We start from the raw sequence: 17,947 nt of genomic DNA on the forward strand, positions 1-17,947 counted from the left end.
TTCGTTAGGAGCCCTGCGGGTCAACGCCCGCCCCTTTTTTCTGGATAACCAATACCACCTCACCGACATCAATCCCCCATTTACTCATGGTGGTTTGATTAATCAGGGTGTCCGGGGTGATCAGATACATCCAGTCATCCATGCGTACATTGATGGTGCCATCTCCGTATGACACTTGAAGTAGATAATTCATATGTATGGCATTGCCTTGCCAACGCATGGTACCCGGCTCTACCACATCACCGGCGTCAGCGTGGTAGCTGCTTTCGGCCGGAGTCAGTGTCCAGATCCGGGTTTGAACCTCACCGTCATTGAAGCGGAAGACTTCATCCAGGGTACCAACACCATTGGCGTCCCAGGTTGCGGTTATATCGGCATCGAAGGTACGTATTACCGCTCCGGAATAGTCCTTGACCACGCCTCGCGCCGAAAGTTCGCCGTTAAAAAATTCCTGGGGAATCAGCTTTGGTTCGCTGCCCTGATAGTCGTCCAGAGACGGGCCGGCACACCCCGCCAGTGCCAGAACGGTTAACAGTATAAGACTCACCGGCCCCAAACCACTGACCTTGCGATGGATGTGGCAATTTTGCATGACTTTTACACTCCAGACACGGGTTAACAACAGAGTGATTTACGTGCGCAGTGCCTGGGCCGATCAGAAATATTCCTGAATCGTCATTTCAGCCAATTGTCTATTCTGACAGAGCCCCCGGTGGTTTCCGTCAATGGCAGCTACAGAATAATACCGTACAACTGCACCCATCCTGGCTTTCGAGCTGAACAGATTTTCACCAAAAACCGGAAGGATTGGTTATGCCTGTGTACAAAGCACCCTTGCGAGACATGAAGTTTCTGCTGAACGATGTGTTTGATTATCCACGCCATTATCAAAGCCTGGCCTCCGGTGAAAATGCGACGCCCGACATCGTGGAGGCCATCCTGACTGAATGTGGGCGGTTCAGCGAAGAAGTTTTGAGCCCGTTGTATCAGAGCGCCGATGAAGAAGGCTGCAAACTGGAAAACGGTGAAGTCACCACACCGAAGGGCTTCAAAGAAGCCTACCAGCAGTATGTCATGGGAGGCTGGCAAGGGCTTTCTGCGCCCGAAGAGTTCGGAGGCCAGGGGTTGCCTGCCTCCATGGGTTTGTTCAAGCAGGAAATGATGGGGACAGCTAACTGGTCGTTCTCGATGTACCCGGGCCTATCGATTGGTGCCATGAACACCATTTTCCTGCACGGCAGCGAAGAACAGAAACAAACCTTCCTGGTTCCGCTCACAGAAGGCCGATGGGGCGGCACTATGTGCCTGACAGAGCCCCAGTGTGGTACCGATCTCGGGCAGGTGAAAACCAAAGCCGAGCCTCTGGCCGATGGCAGTTACAAACTCACTGGTACCAAGATTTTTATTTCGTCCGGTGATCACGATCTGACCGAAAACATTGTTCACATCGTACTCGCCCGCCTGCCCGGCGCACCCAAAGGTACCCGAGGCATCAGCCTGTTTATTGTGCCCAAATTCCTGCCCGGCGCTGACGGCGGTGTTGGTGAGCGCAACGGAGTGAGCTGCGGCAGCCTGGAAAAGAAGATGGGCATCAAGGCCTCGGCCACCTGCGTTATGAACTTCGATAACGCCACCGGGTACCTGATTGGCCCGGAAAACGAAGGCCTGGAGTGCATGTTCACCTTTATGAACACCGCACGTATCGGTACCGCGATACAAGGCGTTGGCCCTGCCGAGCTGTCCTACCAATGGGCTCTGGACTATGCCAGAGAACGGCGCTCCATGCGGGCACTGTCTGGCAAGAAAGAACCCGAACAAGTGGCTGACAGCCTGATTCATCACGCCGATGTACGCCGCATGCTGCTGACTCAGAAAGCCATCGCTGAGGGCGGTCGGGCCATGCTCTACTACGCAGCCAAACTGGCTGACCATATGGTGGAAGCACACACGGATGGTGATACCGAGAAAGCGGACAGGTACGACGACAAACTGGGTTTCCTGACCCCCATTCTCAAAGGCTTCCTGACCGAACTGGGTAACGAAGCCGCCAACCTGGGCGTTCAGGTATTCGGTGGCCACGGTTACATCCGTGAACACGGCATGGAACAGATTGTCCGGGATACCCGCATTGCCACGCTCTATGAGGGCACCACCGGTATCCAGGCCCTGGACCTGCTGGGCCGCAAGGTACTGCTGATGACCCAGGGCGGGGCTGTTCGTGAGTTCACGCTGAAGATTGCCAATTTCGCCCGCAAACACCTCACCAACAGCCAACTTCGCCCCATGGCCATCGAGCTGCTGAAGCTGACGGCCCAGTGGAACGTATTGACGGTGCGGGTCATGCTGGCTGCTCGAAAAGACCGGGATGTGGTCAGTGCCGCCGCCTACGACTTCCTGATGTACAGCGGTTACGTATCAATGGCGTATATGTGGCTGCGCCAGTCTGCCGTAGCTGCAGACAAGCTGGAAAACGGGGGTGAAGAATCAGAAGCCTTCTACCGGACCAAACTCAATACCGCTGAGTTCTACTACGAACGCCTGCTGCCCCGGGCCCAGACCCATGCCACCAGCATGCTGAGCCCAACCCGGAATCTGATGCAGATAGAAGCGGACAATTTGGCCTTTACCGGGTAATCCCCGGTAATTTTATCCCGGGTTTACCCGGGATTTTTTTGCCTACTGATCCCGGAAACGCTGAATAAAGCTCTCAGATTCGGCAATGGAGGCTTCCATATTGCGGATCAGCGTATCCACATCGCTGCGGATTTTGCCCAGCTCGCTTTCCAAAGCGCCAATGGCCTGGGCATTCAAGTTGTGCTTGAGGTACAGCACCTGATCCTCAAACGCCTGTACAACCGGCTCCATCCTGGCTTCCGCCTGGTGCATGCGATCAATAAGCTGTCGATACTGGCTGCGGGTTTCTTTGAGCTGCTGCTCACTGTTGCGGCGAAGCGAGGCGCTTTCATAAAGCTCAAGTTCGTCTTCCCATTCTTCGAACAGGGCCTCCGACACGTCTTCGACACTGTCGATTCGCTTGCGCACCTTGTCGGCAGCGTCTTTGCTGTCTTCATAGGCATCGCTGATTTCCTCGTACCTTGCCTTGAGCTCGGTATCGGAAACAGCGACGACTCTCTGGAATCGCTCCAGCGAAGACCGGAAGGTTTCCTGAGCATCGCTTTGAGCATCCCGGGCATCCTCCACCCGGTCCACCAGAATCTCACGCTTCTCATAGCCCAGCTTTTCCATTGCGCTGTAGTACACAGTGCTGCAGCCAGAAAGTACCGCCAACACGACGAACACGGACAACGGGCCTGCTATGTTTTTGTTCATTGTGGAGTCCTTTATTTTCCAATGCAGAATGACGAGAAAATCTTGCCCAAGAGTTCATCCGGCGTCAGGTGCCCGGTAATTTCCCCCAAAGCATCCTGGGCAGCACGCAGGTCTTCGGCTAATAGTTCTCCTGCGCCGTAACCTTCGAGCTGGGTCTGGCCCTGCTGCAGGGAGTCCCGCGCCCTTTCCAGAGCATCCAGGTGCCTTCGCCGGGCCAGGAAGCCACCTTCGGTGGTGCTGGCGAAACCAATGCACTCTTTCAGGTGTTCCCGAAGCACCTCCAGGCCTTCCGATGCTTTGGCAGCGAGCCGGATAACCGGGGCGGTTTGGTGCGGTTCCGCACTGATTCCCACCGCTTCACCGGACAAGTCTACCTTGTTACGGATGACAGTGACCGGTGCGCTGGTAGGCAGCTGGTCAATAAAGTCCGGCCAGATTTCATGGGGTTCGGTCTTATCGGTGGTGGTGGCGTCCACCATCAGCAGTATCCTGTCGGCCTGGCGGATTTCCTCCCAGGCCCGGGCAATGCCGATGCGTTCCACTTCGTCCGGGCTGTCCCGCAGGCCTGCGGTATCAATGATGTGCAGGGGCATACCATCGATGTGGATATGTTCACGCAGTACGTCGCGGGTGGTCCCTTCAATGGCGGTCACAATCGCGGCTTCACGGCCGGCCAGAGCATTAAGTAAGCTCGACTTGCCGGCGTTCGGGCGGCCGGCGATTACCACTTTCATGCCATCTCGTAACAGGGTGCCTTGCTGGGCTTCGCCCAGAATCTGCTCCACCTGTTCCAGCAGGTTCTGTAAATCCGCCCCTACCTTGCCATCGGCCAGGAAGTCGATTTCCTCTTCCGGAAAATCGATCGCTGCTTCGACGTAGATACGTAAATGGGTGATGGCGTCGACCAGGTTATCCACACGCCTGGAAAACACCCCCTGCATGGAACGAACGGCGCAGCGGGCCGCCTGTTCCGAGCTGCTTTCGATCAGATCTGCAATGGCCTCAGCCTGGGCCAGGTCCAGCTTGTCATTGAGGAAGGCTCTTTCGGAAAACTCTCCAGGACGTGCCAGCCTTGCGCCAAGACCACAGACTTCCCGCAACAGGATATCCAGAATTATGGTACCGCCGTGCCCCTGAAGTTCGAAAACATCTTCGCCGGTAAAGGAATTCGGGTTAGGGAAAAACAGGCCAATACCTTCATCAATCAGTTCACCCTGCCGATCCCGGAACGGGCCGTAATGGGCATAGCGGGCTTTCGGTTCAAAGCCCAGCATGGCACGGGCAATGGCCATGGCGTTTGGGCCGGACACCCGAACAATACCGACACCCGCCTGGCCCGGGGCGGTGGCGATGGCGGCTATGGTGTCTGTAGCTGGCTGCATGTTGGTTTTCCTGCAATAGAAAAAAGGCTCCCTGAGGGAGCCTTTATCAGGTTAGAAGGACTGTTGAATCAGTACTTCTTGCCTGCAGTTTCCGCTTCAATCTTGCGGGTAATGTACCACTGCTGCGAGATTGAAAGAATGTTGTTCACCAGCCAGTACAGTACCAGACCTGCCGGGAACCACAGGAAGAACACGGTAAAGATCAGCGGCATCAACTTCATGATCTTGGCCTGCATGGGATCCGGCGGCGTCGGGTTCAGGCTCATCTGGATGAACATACTCGCGCCCATCAGGATCGGCAGGATGAAGTACGGATCCATCTGGGACAGATCCTGAATCCAGAGCATGAATGGCGCGTGTCGCAGCTGGACGCTTTCAAACAGTACCCAGTACAGGGAGATGAACACCGGCATCTGCACCAGAATCGGCAGACAGCCACCCAGCGGATTGATCTTCTCCCGCTTGTACAGGGCCATCATTTCCTGGGACATACGCTGACGGTCGTCGCCATAGAGTTCCTTCAGGCGGCTCAGGTGCGGGGCAACGGCTCGCATCTTCGCCATGGACCGGTAACTGGTGGCAGACAGGTGGAAGAAGACTGCTTTTACCAGAACCGTCAGCAGGATAATCGCGACACCCCAGTTGCCTACCAGACCATAGAACCACTCAAGAATGATGAACAGCGGCAGTGAGATAAAGAACAGCCAGCCGAAATCAACGGTGCGATCCAGGTTGGGAGCCAGTGCTTCCAGGCGATCAATAATCTTGGGGCCAACATAGGCGGTCGCGCCCACTTCGGCGGTGTCACCGGCGGCAACGGTCGTGGCTGGATAGACAAAGCCCATAACATAGAGCTGGTTACGCTGGGTACTCTGGAATTGCGCAGGCTGATCGGCTTCTGGCACCCAGGCTGTCAGGAAGTAGTGTTGCAGAAACGCCAGCCAGCCATTGGTCACAGACTGGTTGATTCTGGTTTCTGACAAATCCTCAAAATCGTATTTTTCGTAAGGGTCTTCAGGTGTACTGATGACCATTCCGAGATACGCCTTAATGCCCATGCTGGCTTGTGAGGTAGGATCAGGAGCCTGATCACGCACAATCTTACCGGTGAAATTGCCTTGCCATTCGTTATTGGACTGGTTATTGATCAGATAACGAACGCCAATTTCGTAGCTGTCACGAGTCAATTGATAGCGTTTGATGATTTTAACGCCGGCCTCGGTGGTGAAACTGAGGTCAATGTTCAGCTGTTGTTCGCCGTCAGCCAGGACAAATTCTTTGGCAGAGCTTTCGAATACCGGAGGATTAGCAGCTCCGCGGCCATCCGGGCCGTCACGACCGATTAAACCGCTTTCCAGCAAATAGGTGCGGTTGTTGGTGTTGGAAAGCAGTTTGAGTGGCTGTTCACTGTCGAGTGATTCATCGAACTTGAGCAGTGAGCTCTCGACAATATTGCCCCCGATGCGATCAATCTTGAGATTGTAAACATCGGTCTTAACCGTCAGGTAACGGTTAGCAACGGTTTCATCCGTGTTTGAACTGACGGAAGTGACACTGCCTGCCTCCGGCGTTGAAAACTCTTCATTACCAGTACTGGCGGACCCACTTTCGGGAAGCACCATGTCGTCTGCGGACTGGCCGGTATCTGATGAAGACTGGGCCTGAACCACTTGCGGGGTTTGTGGTTGGTGATAATCCTCGTTCCAGGCAAGAACCATCAGATAACTGACAATCGCAAGACCGGCAAACAATACGATGCGTTGAATATCCATAAACTTAGGGTCTGGTCTGAGTAGTGGATTGAAGCTGTTCAGTCGGGCTATCTAGAGATTCAGGTTGGTGTTCCCTGACGCATTCTGTTCCCGGAACCGGATCATAACCGCCTTCACCCCAGGGATGACACCTCAATAAGCGTGTTCCTGCAAGATAACTGCCTTTGATGGCTCCGTGGTGCTGAATGGCCTCGACGGCGTATTGTGAACAGGTGGGGATGTGTCGGCAATGGCTGGCCATCATAGGACTGATAGCGTATTGGTAGAATCGAATGGGTAAAAGCAGGAATTGGCGCATTACTCGGTGCTCCGAGCGTTGTCATCCGGTTGGTCAGCGATTACCTGACGATACTTTTTCTTCACTCTGCGCCAGATATCGTTCAGTGACGAACGAACATCCGGGTTTTCCAGATGATTAAGCCCCTGTCTACCGAGCACGATGATATCCAGCGCAGGTAGATCCGGCTGCAGTCTGAAGGTTTCCCGAACCTGCCGTTTTATCCGGTTGCGTTGCACCGCATGTCGCAGGTTTTTCTTCGAGAAAATCAAACCAACCCTGGCGTGTCCCAAAGTATTAGGGGCAGCCAGGATCAGAAAATTCCTGTGCGGAACTTTCAGCTGTACGTCATCAAAGACTTTGCTGTAGTCCGAAGGCTTTAGCAGCCTGTTTGATTTCGGAAACGTCAAAGCCTTCATGAGGCAGGCTTCAGCTTACGCAGACAGACGTGCGCGGCCTTTGGCACGACGACGGGACAGTACCTTGCGGCCGTTAGCAGTCGCCATACGGGCACGGAAACCGTGAACACGCTTGCGCTTCAGGACGCTCGGTTGGAATGTTCTTTTCATGATGACGTTCTCACAAATCGTAAATTGAAATTTGTAACTGGCTGGAAAATAGACAGCCAAAACAGGAGCGGCATTCTAGTCAAATCTCACAGGAAGATCAACGTGTGTGAGTTGGGTGTGGCAGGATTTTGATGTGGGTAGATACCCGGATCGTCAGTAATAGATTTAATAGGTCTTTCTTAAAATTCTTTCAAAGATTAATTATTACTGTTATTACGCAGCCTGTTTTCTGTGGAAAAACCTATTATTCCATTTATAAACAATATTTTGTGATAATGATAAGGCTTGTGACAGGTAGCCGTGAGGCCTGTGGAGAAGTGACTGGTGAAATGTGGACAAGTTGGTTTCGGGTCGAGGCTCAGAGTTATGCATGGATCGATACAGGGTTTTCACACAGGGCTTAACCCCGACTGTACACAACCCCTTGTGTATAACTATTTTTAAGGTTTTTTCTGTACACAAGGCTGTAGATATGTCTGTAACAATTTGAATCTCATATTTAATTGTTTCCACAGGCTGTTCATTACGTGCCTTAACGGCCTTTTACTGAACCCCCGCTCAGGGTAGAATCCGGGGTCACCTTGAGCAGCGGGAAAACCTTTTCCGATGTGAGAATAGTCAGGTTGTCGGGAGCAGGCGGTCGTGCCTAACAGTATGTGGCATCAATGTCTTGAAGTACTTCGGGATGAATTTCCCGCACAACAGTTCAATACCTGGTTGAGACCCCTTCAGTCGGATCTTCGCGAAGGCCAGTTGATGCTGTTTGCTCCGAACCGTTTTGTGATGGACTGGGTGAACGAGAAGTATTTGCGCCGTATAGAAGAGGTCCTGAAAGACCTGAATGGTGGTCAGGCACCCAGGGTGCATATGAAAGTAGGTTCAGCGCCAAAGCCGGGGGATCCGGTGGACCGGTCGGTGGCGGATGTCGACGAGACAGGGCAAACAGTCACGGACGAAGAAAAGAGCGTGGCGGCAACGGTCTCTACAAGTCCCTCAAGTTCGCCTAACCTGTCGACATCGACTATGAATGGCCAGCGGCGATCAGTGCAGGTAGAGGGCGATATCAAGCACCAGAGTTTCCTGAATGAAACCTTTACCTTTGATACCTTCGTAGAAGGCAAATCCAACCAGTTGGCCCGTGCGGCTTCCATGCAGGTCGCCGAAAACCCTGGTGGTGCCTATAACCCGTTGTTTCTGTATGGCGGCGTTGGTCTTGGTAAAACGCACCTCATGCATGCCATTGGCAATGAAATTGTTCGTCGTAATCCGAAGGCCAAAGTGGCGTATCTTCGTTCAGAACGATTTGTTGCGGATATGGTGAAGGCGCTTCAGTTGAATGCGATCAATGAGTTCAAGCGTTACTACCGTTCTGTTGATGCCTTGTTGATTGATGATATTCAGTTCTTCGCTCGGAAAGAGCGTTCGCAGGAAGAATTTTTCCATACCTTTAATGCACTGCTGGAAGGTGGCCAACAGGTGATTGTGACCTGCGATCGGTTTCCGAAAGAAATTGTCGATATGGAAGAACGGCTCAAATCCCGTTTTGGTTGGGGTCTGACGGTGATGGTTGAACCGCCAGAGCTGGAAACCCGGGTCGCTATTCTGATGAAAAAAGCGGATCAGGCTAACGTTAAACTGAGCAGTGAAGCGGCCTTTTTTATTGCTCAGAAGATCCGGTCTAACGTGCGAGAACTCGAAGGCGCGCTTCGTTTGGTGATAGCGAATGCTCACTTCACGGGTTCGGAGATTACACCGCCTTTTATCCGTGAAAGCCTGAAAGACTTGCTGGCGCTGCATGAGAAACAAGTCAGTGTGGATAATATTCAGCGAACGGTTGCCGAGTATTACAAAATCAAGGTGGCCGATCTGTTATCCAAGCGGCGTACCCGTACCGTCACTCGCCCACGGCAAGTGGCCATGCTGTTGTCCAAAGAATTGACTAATCACAGTCTGCCTGAGATTGGCGATGCGTTTGGCGGGCGTGATCACACCACGGTGTTGCACGCCTGCAAAAAGGTTCGGGAACTCCAGGAGACCGATCCCGGCATCCGGGAGGACTACCAGAATTTCATGAGATTGCTGACCACCTGATGACCAGTCAGGTGTCATAACCCTTAAACATTCACTTCCGATAACTGAAGCCGAGTGCCATGAAACTGACAATCAGCCGTGAATCACTGCTTATTCCGCTGCAAAGCATCGCTGGCGTTGTGGAAAAAAAACAGACCATGCCGGTTCTGTCCAACGTATTGCTGGAAGCCGACGACAACACACTGACGTTGACCGGTACCAATATGGAAGTTGAATTGGTTGGCCGGGTTAGCCCAGTACATGTTGATCAACCCGGTCGGATCACCGTTCCGGCCCGGAAGTTGTCCGATATCTGCCGTGCGCTGGGGGATGAAGCCCCCATTGATTTAGCTCTGGAAGGTGATCGCCTTCATGTTCGCGCGGGTAATTCGCATTTTACTCTGTCCACCTTGCCGGCAGAGCATTTTCCCAATGTGGAAGACGAGCCCGAGAGCTTTCGACTGGAACTGCCACAGAAAGAACTGGGCCGCATGTTCGATGCCACGGCCTTTGCCATGGCGCAGCAGGATGTTCGCTACTACCTCAATGGCTTGTTGCTGGAAGTCGATTCCGGACACGTTCGTACTGTAGCGACGGACGGTCATCGCCTGGCGTTGGCACACTTTGATATGGAAACCGGTTGCCCGGAAGCGCGCCAGGTGATCGTACCCAGGAAGGGTGTACTGGAACTCGCCCGGTTGCTGGACGACGAAGCATCGCCGGTCACCCTGGTTATTGGTGACAACCATCTTCGGGCGACGGTGGGGTCTTACACCTTTACCTCCAAGCTGATTGAAGGCAAATTCCCGGACTACAATCGGGTTATTCCACGGGGCGGAGATAAAGTGGTGTTGGCTGATAGGTCAACCCTCAAGAACACCCTGCAGCGCGCTGGGATCCTGTCCCACGAGAACATTAGGGGTGTGCGGCTGAACCTGTCACCCGGGCAGCTCGAGGTGTTTGCCAATAACCCTGATCAGGAACAGGCTGAAGATGCGCTGCCTGTGGATTACCAGGGCGAATCCCTGCAGATCGGTTTTAATGTAGGCTACCTCATTGATGTAATGAACGCGCTGGACGACGCTCAGGTAAAAGTGACTTTGTCGAACCCGAACAGCAGCGCGTTGATTGAAGCTGAAAACGACAACGGCTGTATGTACGTTGTCATGCCCATGCGTTTGTAATTGTTGCCGGAGGAAGTGATGGGACCCGTAACGAATGGAATCAAAGGCGCGTTCAGGATTGGTCAGACCCTGACCGTGCTCGGCCGGACCGGTCTGAACTGGGTTCGGGGCGATCGCCCTCCCACACCAAAACTGTTGCGCCAGACGTTCGAGAATCTGGGTGCGACCTATATAAAGCTGGGCCAGTTTATTGCCAGTTCGCCGACTTTCTTCCCGAAGGAGTATGTGGAGGAATTTCAGTACTGTCTCGACAGAACACCGAGTTTACCGTTCAGTGTGATCAAGAAGATTATCCGGGACGAACTTGGCAGGCCGATTGACCAGGTGTACTCGGAAATTGATCCGGTAGCCCTGGCCTCAGCCTCCATTGCGCAGGTTCATGCGGCCAGGCTGCTGACCGGCGAAGAGGTTGTGATCAAGGTTCAAAAGCCTGGTGTTGAAAACATCTTGCTGACGGACCTCAATTTTCTGTATTTGTCAGCCCGCATTCTCGAAGCACTGGCGCCGAAGCTTTCCTGGACGTCCCTCTCCGGTATTGTGGATGAAATCCAGAAAACCATGATGGAGGAATGCGACTTCATCAAGGAAGCGAACAACCTTAAGGTGTTCCGGGATTTTCTTCACAGCACCCATAACGAAGACGCAACGGTACCCAGGGTATACGAGCAATGCAGTAGCCGTCGTATCCTGACGATGGAACGTTTTCATGGTGTTCCTCTGACGGATCTCGAAAGCATTCGGGGATACGCCAAAGATCCTGAACGTACCTTGATTACGGCGATGAACACCTGGTTTTCAAGCCTGACCAAGTGCGAGTTTTTTCATGCCGACGTACATGCGGGCAATCTGATGGTACTTAAGGACGGCCGGGTTGGTTTTATTGATTTCGGAATTGTTGGCCGTATCAAGCCGGATACCTGGCAGGCCGTTAGCGATTTTATTTCGGCCATCATGGTGGGGAATTTTGAAGGCATGGCGGATGCCATGGTTCGTATCGGCGTCACTCGCCGTGCGGTGAAGGTTGACGACCTGGCGGCAGATCTTCAGCGCCTTTACCGGCAAATGGACCGTATGGTACCTGATGAAGCGGCCTATCAGATGGAGCAGGCGGAAGATGACGTAAACCATATTCTGATGGATATGGTGAAAGTGGGCGAAAGTCACGGGCTTCATTTTCCCAGGGAGTTTGCTTTACTGTTGAAGCAGTTCCTCTACTTCGACCGTTACGTTCATATCATGGCGCCGGAAATGGATGTGTTTATGGATGAACGGCTGACCATGCTGCATTAACGAGCGAACCGCTCTCGCATCTTGTACACTAAAGGCAATGCCGGCTACCGGCATTGCCTTTTCTTTTTTACAGCCTCCGGTTTTCTATCCGTATCGAGATATCTTCCTTTATGGCGCTTGTGAAACTCCAGACTCAGAATTTCAGAAACCTGGAGCCCGACGCCGTCGGTTTCTCGCCATCGTTCAACCTTCTTTATGGCGCTAATGGCAGCGGTAAATCCAGTGTGCTCGAAGCTATTGGCTACCTTGGGCTGGGCCGTTCTTTTCGGGTGACTCGACACCAAGCCGTTGTGTCTCATGGCCAGAACAAACTGACGGTTTTCGGCGCGCTGGATGCGGGGCTTTCAGAACGGCCCGAGGAAATTGAGTCCCGGCAGCAGGGTGCAGCCCAACGATTAGGGATTTCGCGGGATATCGCCTTAAAGGAAACGATGCTGCGGGTGGATGGCGAGGCGGTCCGAAATCTGTCGGCACTGGCGATGCGGCTACCGGTTTCAGTCATTGATCCCGGCGTTTTCGATATTGTTGCCGGTGGTCCTGGAAAACGTCGGCAATTTCTCGATTGGTTAGTGTTCCACGTGGAACCTTCGTTTTCTTCTTTATGGCAACAGTGCCAGAGAGTGACATCACAGCGGAATCAAACGCTCAGAAATGGTAGAATCGATGAATCGCTGATGAGGGTATGGGATAGCCAGTTTGGGGCCCTTGCTGAATCTCTCAGTGACACCAGAGAGGGTGTTTTTCAACAGTTCCGGGCAACGTTCGAAGAGGTGCTCAAGGAACTGGACGCGGGATGGACCGAAGGGCTCAAAATGGAGTTCTATCCTGGCTGGGATCGTTCCCAATCTCTGGTTGAGGTATTAAAGGCTCACCGGGAACAGGAGCGCCGGATGGGGCATACGTTGTATGGCCCCAACCGCGCAGATATCCGCCTTAAATTTGGTGGCCGACCAGTGGCTGAAACGTTTTCCCGAGGTCAGCAGAAGACCCTGGTCATTTTGATGAAGATTGCCCAGGGCAAAGTTTTGAGTGATCTGGGTAAACAGGTCACGTTTTTACTGGATGACATCAACGCCGAGCTGGATGTCCGACACCGGATAATGCTGGCTCGAAAGCTCCAGGAATTACGTTGTCAGGTGTTTATTACCTCGATAGAGCAACCGGAACCCAATGTGCTTTGGGCGGGCCGGCAGGCACCGGAATACAGAATGTTCCACGTGGAACATGGAAAATTGACGGAAGAATAAACCAGGTAACGTTGCAGCAGATCCTGAAAGTACTGCTGAATCGGTTACCGGGTACCACCTTCAGGAGTCTCGTTAATGAGTGAATCGAACTACAATTCCTCCAGTATCAAAGTCCTCAAGGGGCTGGATGCGGTGCGGAAGCGCCCGGGCATGTACATTGGCGACACCGATGATGGCACCGGCTTGCACCACATGGTCTTTGAATTGGTGGATAACTCCATCGATGAGGCTCTGGCCGGCCACTGCTCGGAGATCGGCGTAATTATCCACCCGGATGAGTCCGTCAGCGTTAAAGATAACGGCCGTGGTATTCCCGTTGATCTGCACGAAGAAGAAGGCGTGTCAGCGGCCGAAGTTATCATGACCGTACTGCATGCCGGTGGTAAGTTCGATGATAACTCCTACAAGGTTTCCGGCGGACTGCACGGTGTTGGGGTATCGGTTGTAAACGCGCTTTCTTCCAAACTGACTCTGACCATTCGTCGTGAAGGCAAAGTCTACGAGCAAAGCTACACCCACGGTGTGCCCGATGCGCCCCTGGGTCCTGTGGGTGATACCGAAGCTTCCGGAACCAAGGTGCACTTCATTCCGTCACCGGAAACTTTTACTCACATTGAATTCCACTACGACATTCTGGCCAAGCGTCTGCGCGAGTTGGCGTTCCTGAACAGTGGCGTGCGTATTCGTCTGACCGACGAGCGCAGCGGTCGGGAAGAAGTGTTTGAGTACGAAGGCGGCTTGCGGGCATTTGTTGAACACCTGAACACCAACAAAACCCCAATCAACAGGGTATTCCACTTCAGCCGAGAGCGTGAAGACGGTATTTCGGTAGAAGTGGCCATGCAGTGGAATGACGCCTTCCAGGAAAACCTCTACTGTTTTACCAACAACATTCCGCAGCGGGACGGGGGCACACACCTGGCAGGATTCCGCGCCGCCCTCACCCGCTCTTTGAACAACTATATCGAGCACGAAGGCTTGGGCAAAAAGGCCAAGGTAGCCACCTCTGGCGATGATGCCCGGGAAGGTTTGACCGCCATTGTCAGCGTGAAGGTACCGGACCCCAAGTTCTCATCGCAGACCAAAGACAAACTGGTATCGTCTGAGGTAAAGACCGCGGTTGAGCAGGAGTTGTACCAGAGCTTTGCGGAATACCTGCAGGAACAACCCAACGAAGCCAAGTTGATTGTCAACAAGATGATCGAAGCAGCCCGTGCCCGGGAAGCCGCGCGCAAAGCCCGGGATATGACCCGTCGTAAAGGCGCGCTGGACATCGCCGGTTTGCCCGGGAAACTGGCGGACTGCCAGGAAAAAGACCCCGCCCTGTCCGAACTGTTCATCGTGGAGGGTGATTCTGCGGGTGGCAGTGCCAAGCAGGGTCGAGATCGGAAAACCCAGGCCATTCTGCCGTTGAAAGGTAAGATCCTGAACGTTGAGAAGGCTCGCTTCGATAAGATGTTGTCGTCTGCGGAAGTTGGGACGCTGATTACCGCACTGGGCTGTGGAATTGGCCGGGAGGAGTTTAATCCGGACAAACTGCGCTACCATTCCATTATCATCATGACGGATGCGGACGTGGATGGTTCTCACATCCGTACCCTGCTGCTCACCTTCCTGTTCCGTCAGATGCGTGAAATTATCGAGCGTGGTCATGTCTTCATCGCCATGCCGCCGTTGTACAAGGTCAAGCGTGGCAAGCAGGAGCAATACCTGAAGGATGAGAAGGCGAAGGTGGCCTACCTCACCCAGACCGCTCTGGACGGTGCCCAGCTGTACGTGAACCAGGATGCGCCACCGATCAAGGATTCCGCACTGGAAACCATGATCAAGGATTACCAGGCCGTCATGGCAATGATTGAGCGCTTGTCCCGTGCCTATCCAGCCAAAGTGCTGGAGCAGATGATCTACAACGACACACTCACCGCAGAGCAACTGAAAGAAGAGGCGCCAGTCGCGGCCTGGGTCGGTCGTTTGAGCGGCGGACTGGACCTGGATACCCGTACAGGCACCAAGTACACCTTTTCGGTGACCCGGGACGAAGAGCGTAACCTCTACTTGCCCAAGGTGACTATCTACATGCACGGCATCCCGTATGAGCATGTGTTCAGTCACGATTTCTTTGAGTCGTCGTCCTACAAAGCGATTGCCCGCCTGGGTGAGACACTGGAAGGCTTGATTGAAGAAGGTGCGTATATCCAGCGCGGGGAGCGCAAGCAGGCGGTACTGTCGTTCGCCGGTGCCCTGGACTGGCTGATGAAAGAAGCTCAGCGTGGCCTGAATATTCAGCGCTACAAAGGGCTGGGTGAGATGAACCCGGATCAGTTGTGGGAGACCACCATGGATCCCGAGAGCCGCCGGATGATGAAAGTCACCATCGAGGATGCCTTCGCCGCGGACCAGATCTTCACCACTCTGATGGGCGATGATGTTGAGCCAAGGCGTATCTTTATCCAGACCAATGCACTGGAAGTGACGAACCTGGACATCTGATTCTTCAGTACTTCAGGCATAAAAAAACGGTGGTTTCCGAAAGGAGCCACCGTTTTTTAATTCTGGATACGAACTCTCCCGGGCACACGGCCCTATTCGGAAGAGTGGGATCGCTTACGTTCTTTCTCTTTTTCCTTTTCAACCAGATGCGGTGCCATGACTTCTTCCAGCGTATGCCCGGTCAGCCGGCTGATGGTGCGCCACAGATACCAGAAGATCAGCAGCATCATGACCATGGAAGGGATGGCAATCATCGGATAGCTCACCAGAGTCATCCGGCCAAGTTCTTCGTTGAACGCCTGGGTACCGGACGGGCTGACCACAATCCACTTGGCCAGTACATAGTTCATAATGGACGAGAACAGGAAGGTGCCGGAGAAAAAGTAACTGGCTTTGAGCAAGCGGGCTTCAAACTCCCCTACACAGCCCCTTTCTTCCAGAGATGCATGAATCTTGTCCACATCCAGCACATTCGGGTTGTAAAGAAGCGTGCGCACTAACGGGTATTTGGTCCGGGTGGAGATCAATACGGCCAGGCCAATCACCGCTGGGACGGCCGCCTCTTTGATGGCTAGCCAGCCGGCATCAAGTTCCAGCAAGCCGATACCGCCCGTCAGGCCGACACTGATCAGACCCAAGAGCGCGATAAAATTCTTTTTACGGTAACGAATCAGCTCAAACAAGCCCCAGCCAAGGGGAAATGCCAGGCCAATGATAAGGGCATTCACGCTACCAAGGTCGTCATCACCACTGAATTTCATCAGTATGACGGAGGGAATGATGATACTGACCAGCAAGTCGATCCAGGGTCTGGGCTTATGGTCCGGAGTATTGGAGGGTTTTGCAGAGGTCATGGAGTCGCCTGATTGGTGGAACAACAGCAGGCGTGAAAGCACTGCCGGAGAATGATCGTCCGGCAGTATACGATGAATGCGAAGCCTAAGGTAAGCGCAGCCGGGGGGGGCTGCGCCAAGGTGGGCTGGACTTCAGGCCCCGGCTTCTTTCAGACACTCTTCTACGATGGCCAGGCCTTCCTCGAGCACTGCATCTTCGATGGTTACCGGCATCAGGAAGCGCAGCGTGTTGCCATACATGCCGCAGCTGAGCAGGATGAGCCCTTTCTCTTTGGCCTTTTTGGTGATGGCCGCGACCAGTTCCGGCATGGGCTTGCGCGACTCTTTGCTTTCCACAAGCTCAAACGCCGCCATGGCGCCGAGATTGCGCACGTTATCCACGTGGGTGAACTGTTCCTGCCATTGGCTGAAACGTTTGTTCAGCTTCTCTCCCAGCTTCAGGCTGCGGTTCAGGATGTCTTCTTCGGCGAACACATCGAATACCGCCAGCGATGCGGCACAGGCTGTGGGACTGCCGGTATAGGTGCCGCCCAGAGAGTTGGGTCCGGAAGCATCCATGTGTTTGTCGGTACCGACAATGGCGGAGATGGGCATACCGTCAGCCATGGATTTCGCCATGGTCATGATGTCCGGCTCAACACCGCTGTGTTCGATCGCAAACATCTTGCCGGTCCGGCCAAAGCCGCTCTGTACTTCGTCCACCACCATAAGGATGTCGTTTTCGTCGCAGATCTTGCGAATCTCTTTCAGGAAGCTGGTAGACGCCGGGTAGAATCCGCCCTCACCCAGAACCGGCTCCAGAACAATGGCGGCCGTTTCATGGGCTGGTGAGTCCGCCTTCATCGTCATTCTGAGGCCGCGCAGGGCTTCGTCTTCGGTCACACCGTGGTAGGGCACCGGATAGGGAGCACGAAACACCATGCCGGGCATCGGGCCGAAGGACGTCTGATACGGTGCGGCTTTGCCGTTCATCGCCATGGTCATAAAGGTACGACCGTGATAGCCGCCGTCGAAACAGATGACGTTGGTCTTGCCGGTGGCGGCACGGGCAATCTTGACCGCGTTCTCCAGTGCTTCGGCACCGGAGTTGGCCAGCATCACCTTGGCATGGCCTTTAACCGGCACTACTTCACTTAGTTTCTGCGCCAGTTTTACGTAGCCCTCATAGGGCATTACTGTCTGGCAGGTATGCATCAGCTTGTCGAGCTGCGCTTTGACCGCCTCAACTACTTTCGGGTGCCGATGGCCAATGTTCAATACACCGATACCGCCGGCGAAATCGATCATGCGTTTGCCATCGGCGTCCCAGACTTCTGCATTCAGGGCGTGATCTGCAAATTGGTCATTCGGGCTTGCTGCGCCTGCGGCGACGTACCGCTCTTTGAGTGCCTGCAATTCGCTGTTGTTCACTTTGCGTGTCTCCCTGTGTCAGGAATAGGAATGTCTATTACCAGTGTAGGGAGTACGCACCCAACACACAAA

The 17,947-nt window shown here is 53.8% G+C and carries 15 protein-coding genes; 6 read left to right on the top strand and 9 right to left on the bottom strand.

The window, feature by feature from the left end:
• Positions 1 to 4: 4 nt before the first annotated feature.
• The gene (locus QPL95_RS04990) at positions 5 to 592 is read right to left on the bottom strand and encodes a DUF3833 domain-containing protein (RefSeq protein WP_303289905.1); all 588 of its coding nucleotides are present in this window, start codon (positions 590 to 592) and stop codon (positions 5 to 7) included.
• A gap of 221 nt (positions 593 to 813) precedes the next feature.
• Here QPL95_RS04990 and QPL95_RS04995 point away from each other — a divergent pair, with 221 nt between their 5' ends.
• Positions 814 to 2,634: an acyl-CoA dehydrogenase C-terminal domain-containing protein gene (locus QPL95_RS04995; protein ID WP_303289906.1), complete on the top strand. Its 1,821-nt coding sequence runs from the start codon at positions 814 to 816 to the stop codon at positions 2,632 to 2,634.
• A gap of 42 nt (positions 2,635 to 2,676) precedes the next feature.
• On the opposite strand, the gene QPL95_RS05000 is transcribed toward QPL95_RS04995, so the two are convergent.
• The 6 genes from QPL95_RS05000 to rpmH form a co-directional block, all read right to left on the bottom strand.
• Positions 2,677 to 3,330, bottom strand: coding sequence for a DUF2959 domain-containing protein (locus tag QPL95_RS05000; RefSeq protein WP_303289907.1), 654 nt, complete (start codon positions 3,328 to 3,330; stop codon positions 2,677 to 2,679).
• A gap of 11 nt (positions 3,331 to 3,341) precedes the next feature.
• Positions 3,342 to 4,712: a tRNA uridine-5-carboxymethylaminomethyl(34) synthesis GTPase MnmE gene (gene mnmE / locus QPL95_RS05005; RefSeq protein WP_303289908.1), complete on the bottom strand. Its 1,371-nt coding sequence runs from the start codon at positions 4,710 to 4,712 to the stop codon at positions 3,342 to 3,344.
• Positions 4,713 to 4,780: 68 nt separating this feature from the next.
• Positions 4,781 to 6,484, bottom strand: a complete 1,704-nt coding sequence (gene yidC / locus QPL95_RS05010) for a membrane protein insertase YidC (protein WP_303289909.1) — start codon at positions 6,482 to 6,484, stop codon at positions 4,781 to 4,783.
• Positions 6,485 to 6,488: 4 nt separating this feature from the next.
• Complete coding sequence (gene yidD, locus QPL95_RS05015; protein ID WP_303289910.1) at positions 6,489 to 6,782, bottom strand: membrane protein insertion efficiency factor YidD; 294 nt, start codon at positions 6,780 to 6,782, stop codon at positions 6,489 to 6,491.
• Entirely contained in the window at positions 6,782 to 7,180 is a 399-nt protein-coding gene (rnpA, locus tag QPL95_RS05020) for a ribonuclease P protein component (RefSeq protein WP_303289911.1), read from the bottom strand. The genes yidD and rnpA overlap by 1 nt, the downstream gene beginning before the upstream one ends.
• A gap of 15 nt (positions 7,181 to 7,195) precedes the next feature.
• Entirely contained in the window at positions 7,196 to 7,330 is a 135-nt protein-coding gene (rpmH, locus tag QPL95_RS05025) for a 50S ribosomal protein L34 (protein WP_008940054.1), read from the bottom strand.
• Between the two features lie 642 nt (positions 7,331 to 7,972).
• Here rpmH and dnaA point away from each other — a divergent pair.
• From dnaA to gyrB, 5 genes are all read left to right on the top strand, one after another.
• Complete coding sequence (gene dnaA / locus QPL95_RS05030; protein WP_303289912.1) at positions 7,973 to 9,421, top strand: chromosomal replication initiator protein DnaA; 1,449 nt, start codon at positions 7,973 to 7,975, stop codon at positions 9,419 to 9,421.
• 59 nt (positions 9,422 to 9,480) lie between these two features.
• Positions 9,481 to 10,584: a DNA polymerase III subunit beta gene (gene dnaN / locus QPL95_RS05035; protein ID WP_303289913.1), complete on the top strand. Its 1,104-nt coding sequence runs from the start codon at positions 9,481 to 9,483 to the stop codon at positions 10,582 to 10,584.
• 18 nt (positions 10,585 to 10,602) lie between these two features.
• Positions 10,603 to 11,874 (top strand): AarF/ABC1/UbiB kinase family protein, encoded by a 1,272-nt coding sequence (locus QPL95_RS05040; RefSeq protein ID WP_303289914.1) that lies wholly within the window; start codon positions 10,603 to 10,605, stop codon positions 11,872 to 11,874.
• 110 nt (positions 11,875 to 11,984) lie between these two features.
• Positions 11,985 to 13,121 (top strand): DNA replication/repair protein RecF, encoded by a 1,137-nt coding sequence (gene recF / locus QPL95_RS05045; protein ID WP_303289915.1) that lies wholly within the window; start codon positions 11,985 to 11,987, stop codon positions 13,119 to 13,121.
• A gap of 75 nt (positions 13,122 to 13,196) precedes the next feature.
• On the top strand, positions 13,197 to 15,611 hold the full coding sequence (gene gyrB, locus QPL95_RS05050) for a DNA topoisomerase (ATP-hydrolyzing) subunit B (protein WP_303289916.1): 2,415 nt from the start codon (positions 13,197 to 13,199) through the stop codon (positions 15,609 to 15,611).
• 92 nt (positions 15,612 to 15,703) lie between these two features.
• Here gyrB and QPL95_RS05055 read toward each other — a convergent pair whose 3' ends face one another.
• Together QPL95_RS05055 and gabT are read right to left on the bottom strand one after the other, a co-directional pair.
• Complete coding sequence (locus QPL95_RS05055) at positions 15,704 to 16,465, bottom strand: VC0807 family protein (RefSeq protein WP_303289917.1); 762 nt, start codon at positions 16,463 to 16,465, stop codon at positions 15,704 to 15,706.
• Positions 16,466 to 16,597: 132 nt separating this feature from the next.
• Positions 16,598 to 17,875: a 4-aminobutyrate--2-oxoglutarate transaminase gene (gabT, locus tag QPL95_RS05060; RefSeq protein ID WP_303289918.1), complete on the bottom strand. Its 1,278-nt coding sequence runs from the start codon at positions 17,873 to 17,875 to the stop codon at positions 16,598 to 16,600.
• Between the last annotated feature and the right edge of the window lie 72 nt (positions 17,876 to 17,947).

The sequence above is a fragment of the Marinobacter sp. SS5-14b genome (assembly GCF_030541005.1).
GTDB lineage: Bacteria > Pseudomonadota > Gammaproteobacteria > Pseudomonadales > Oleiphilaceae > Marinobacter.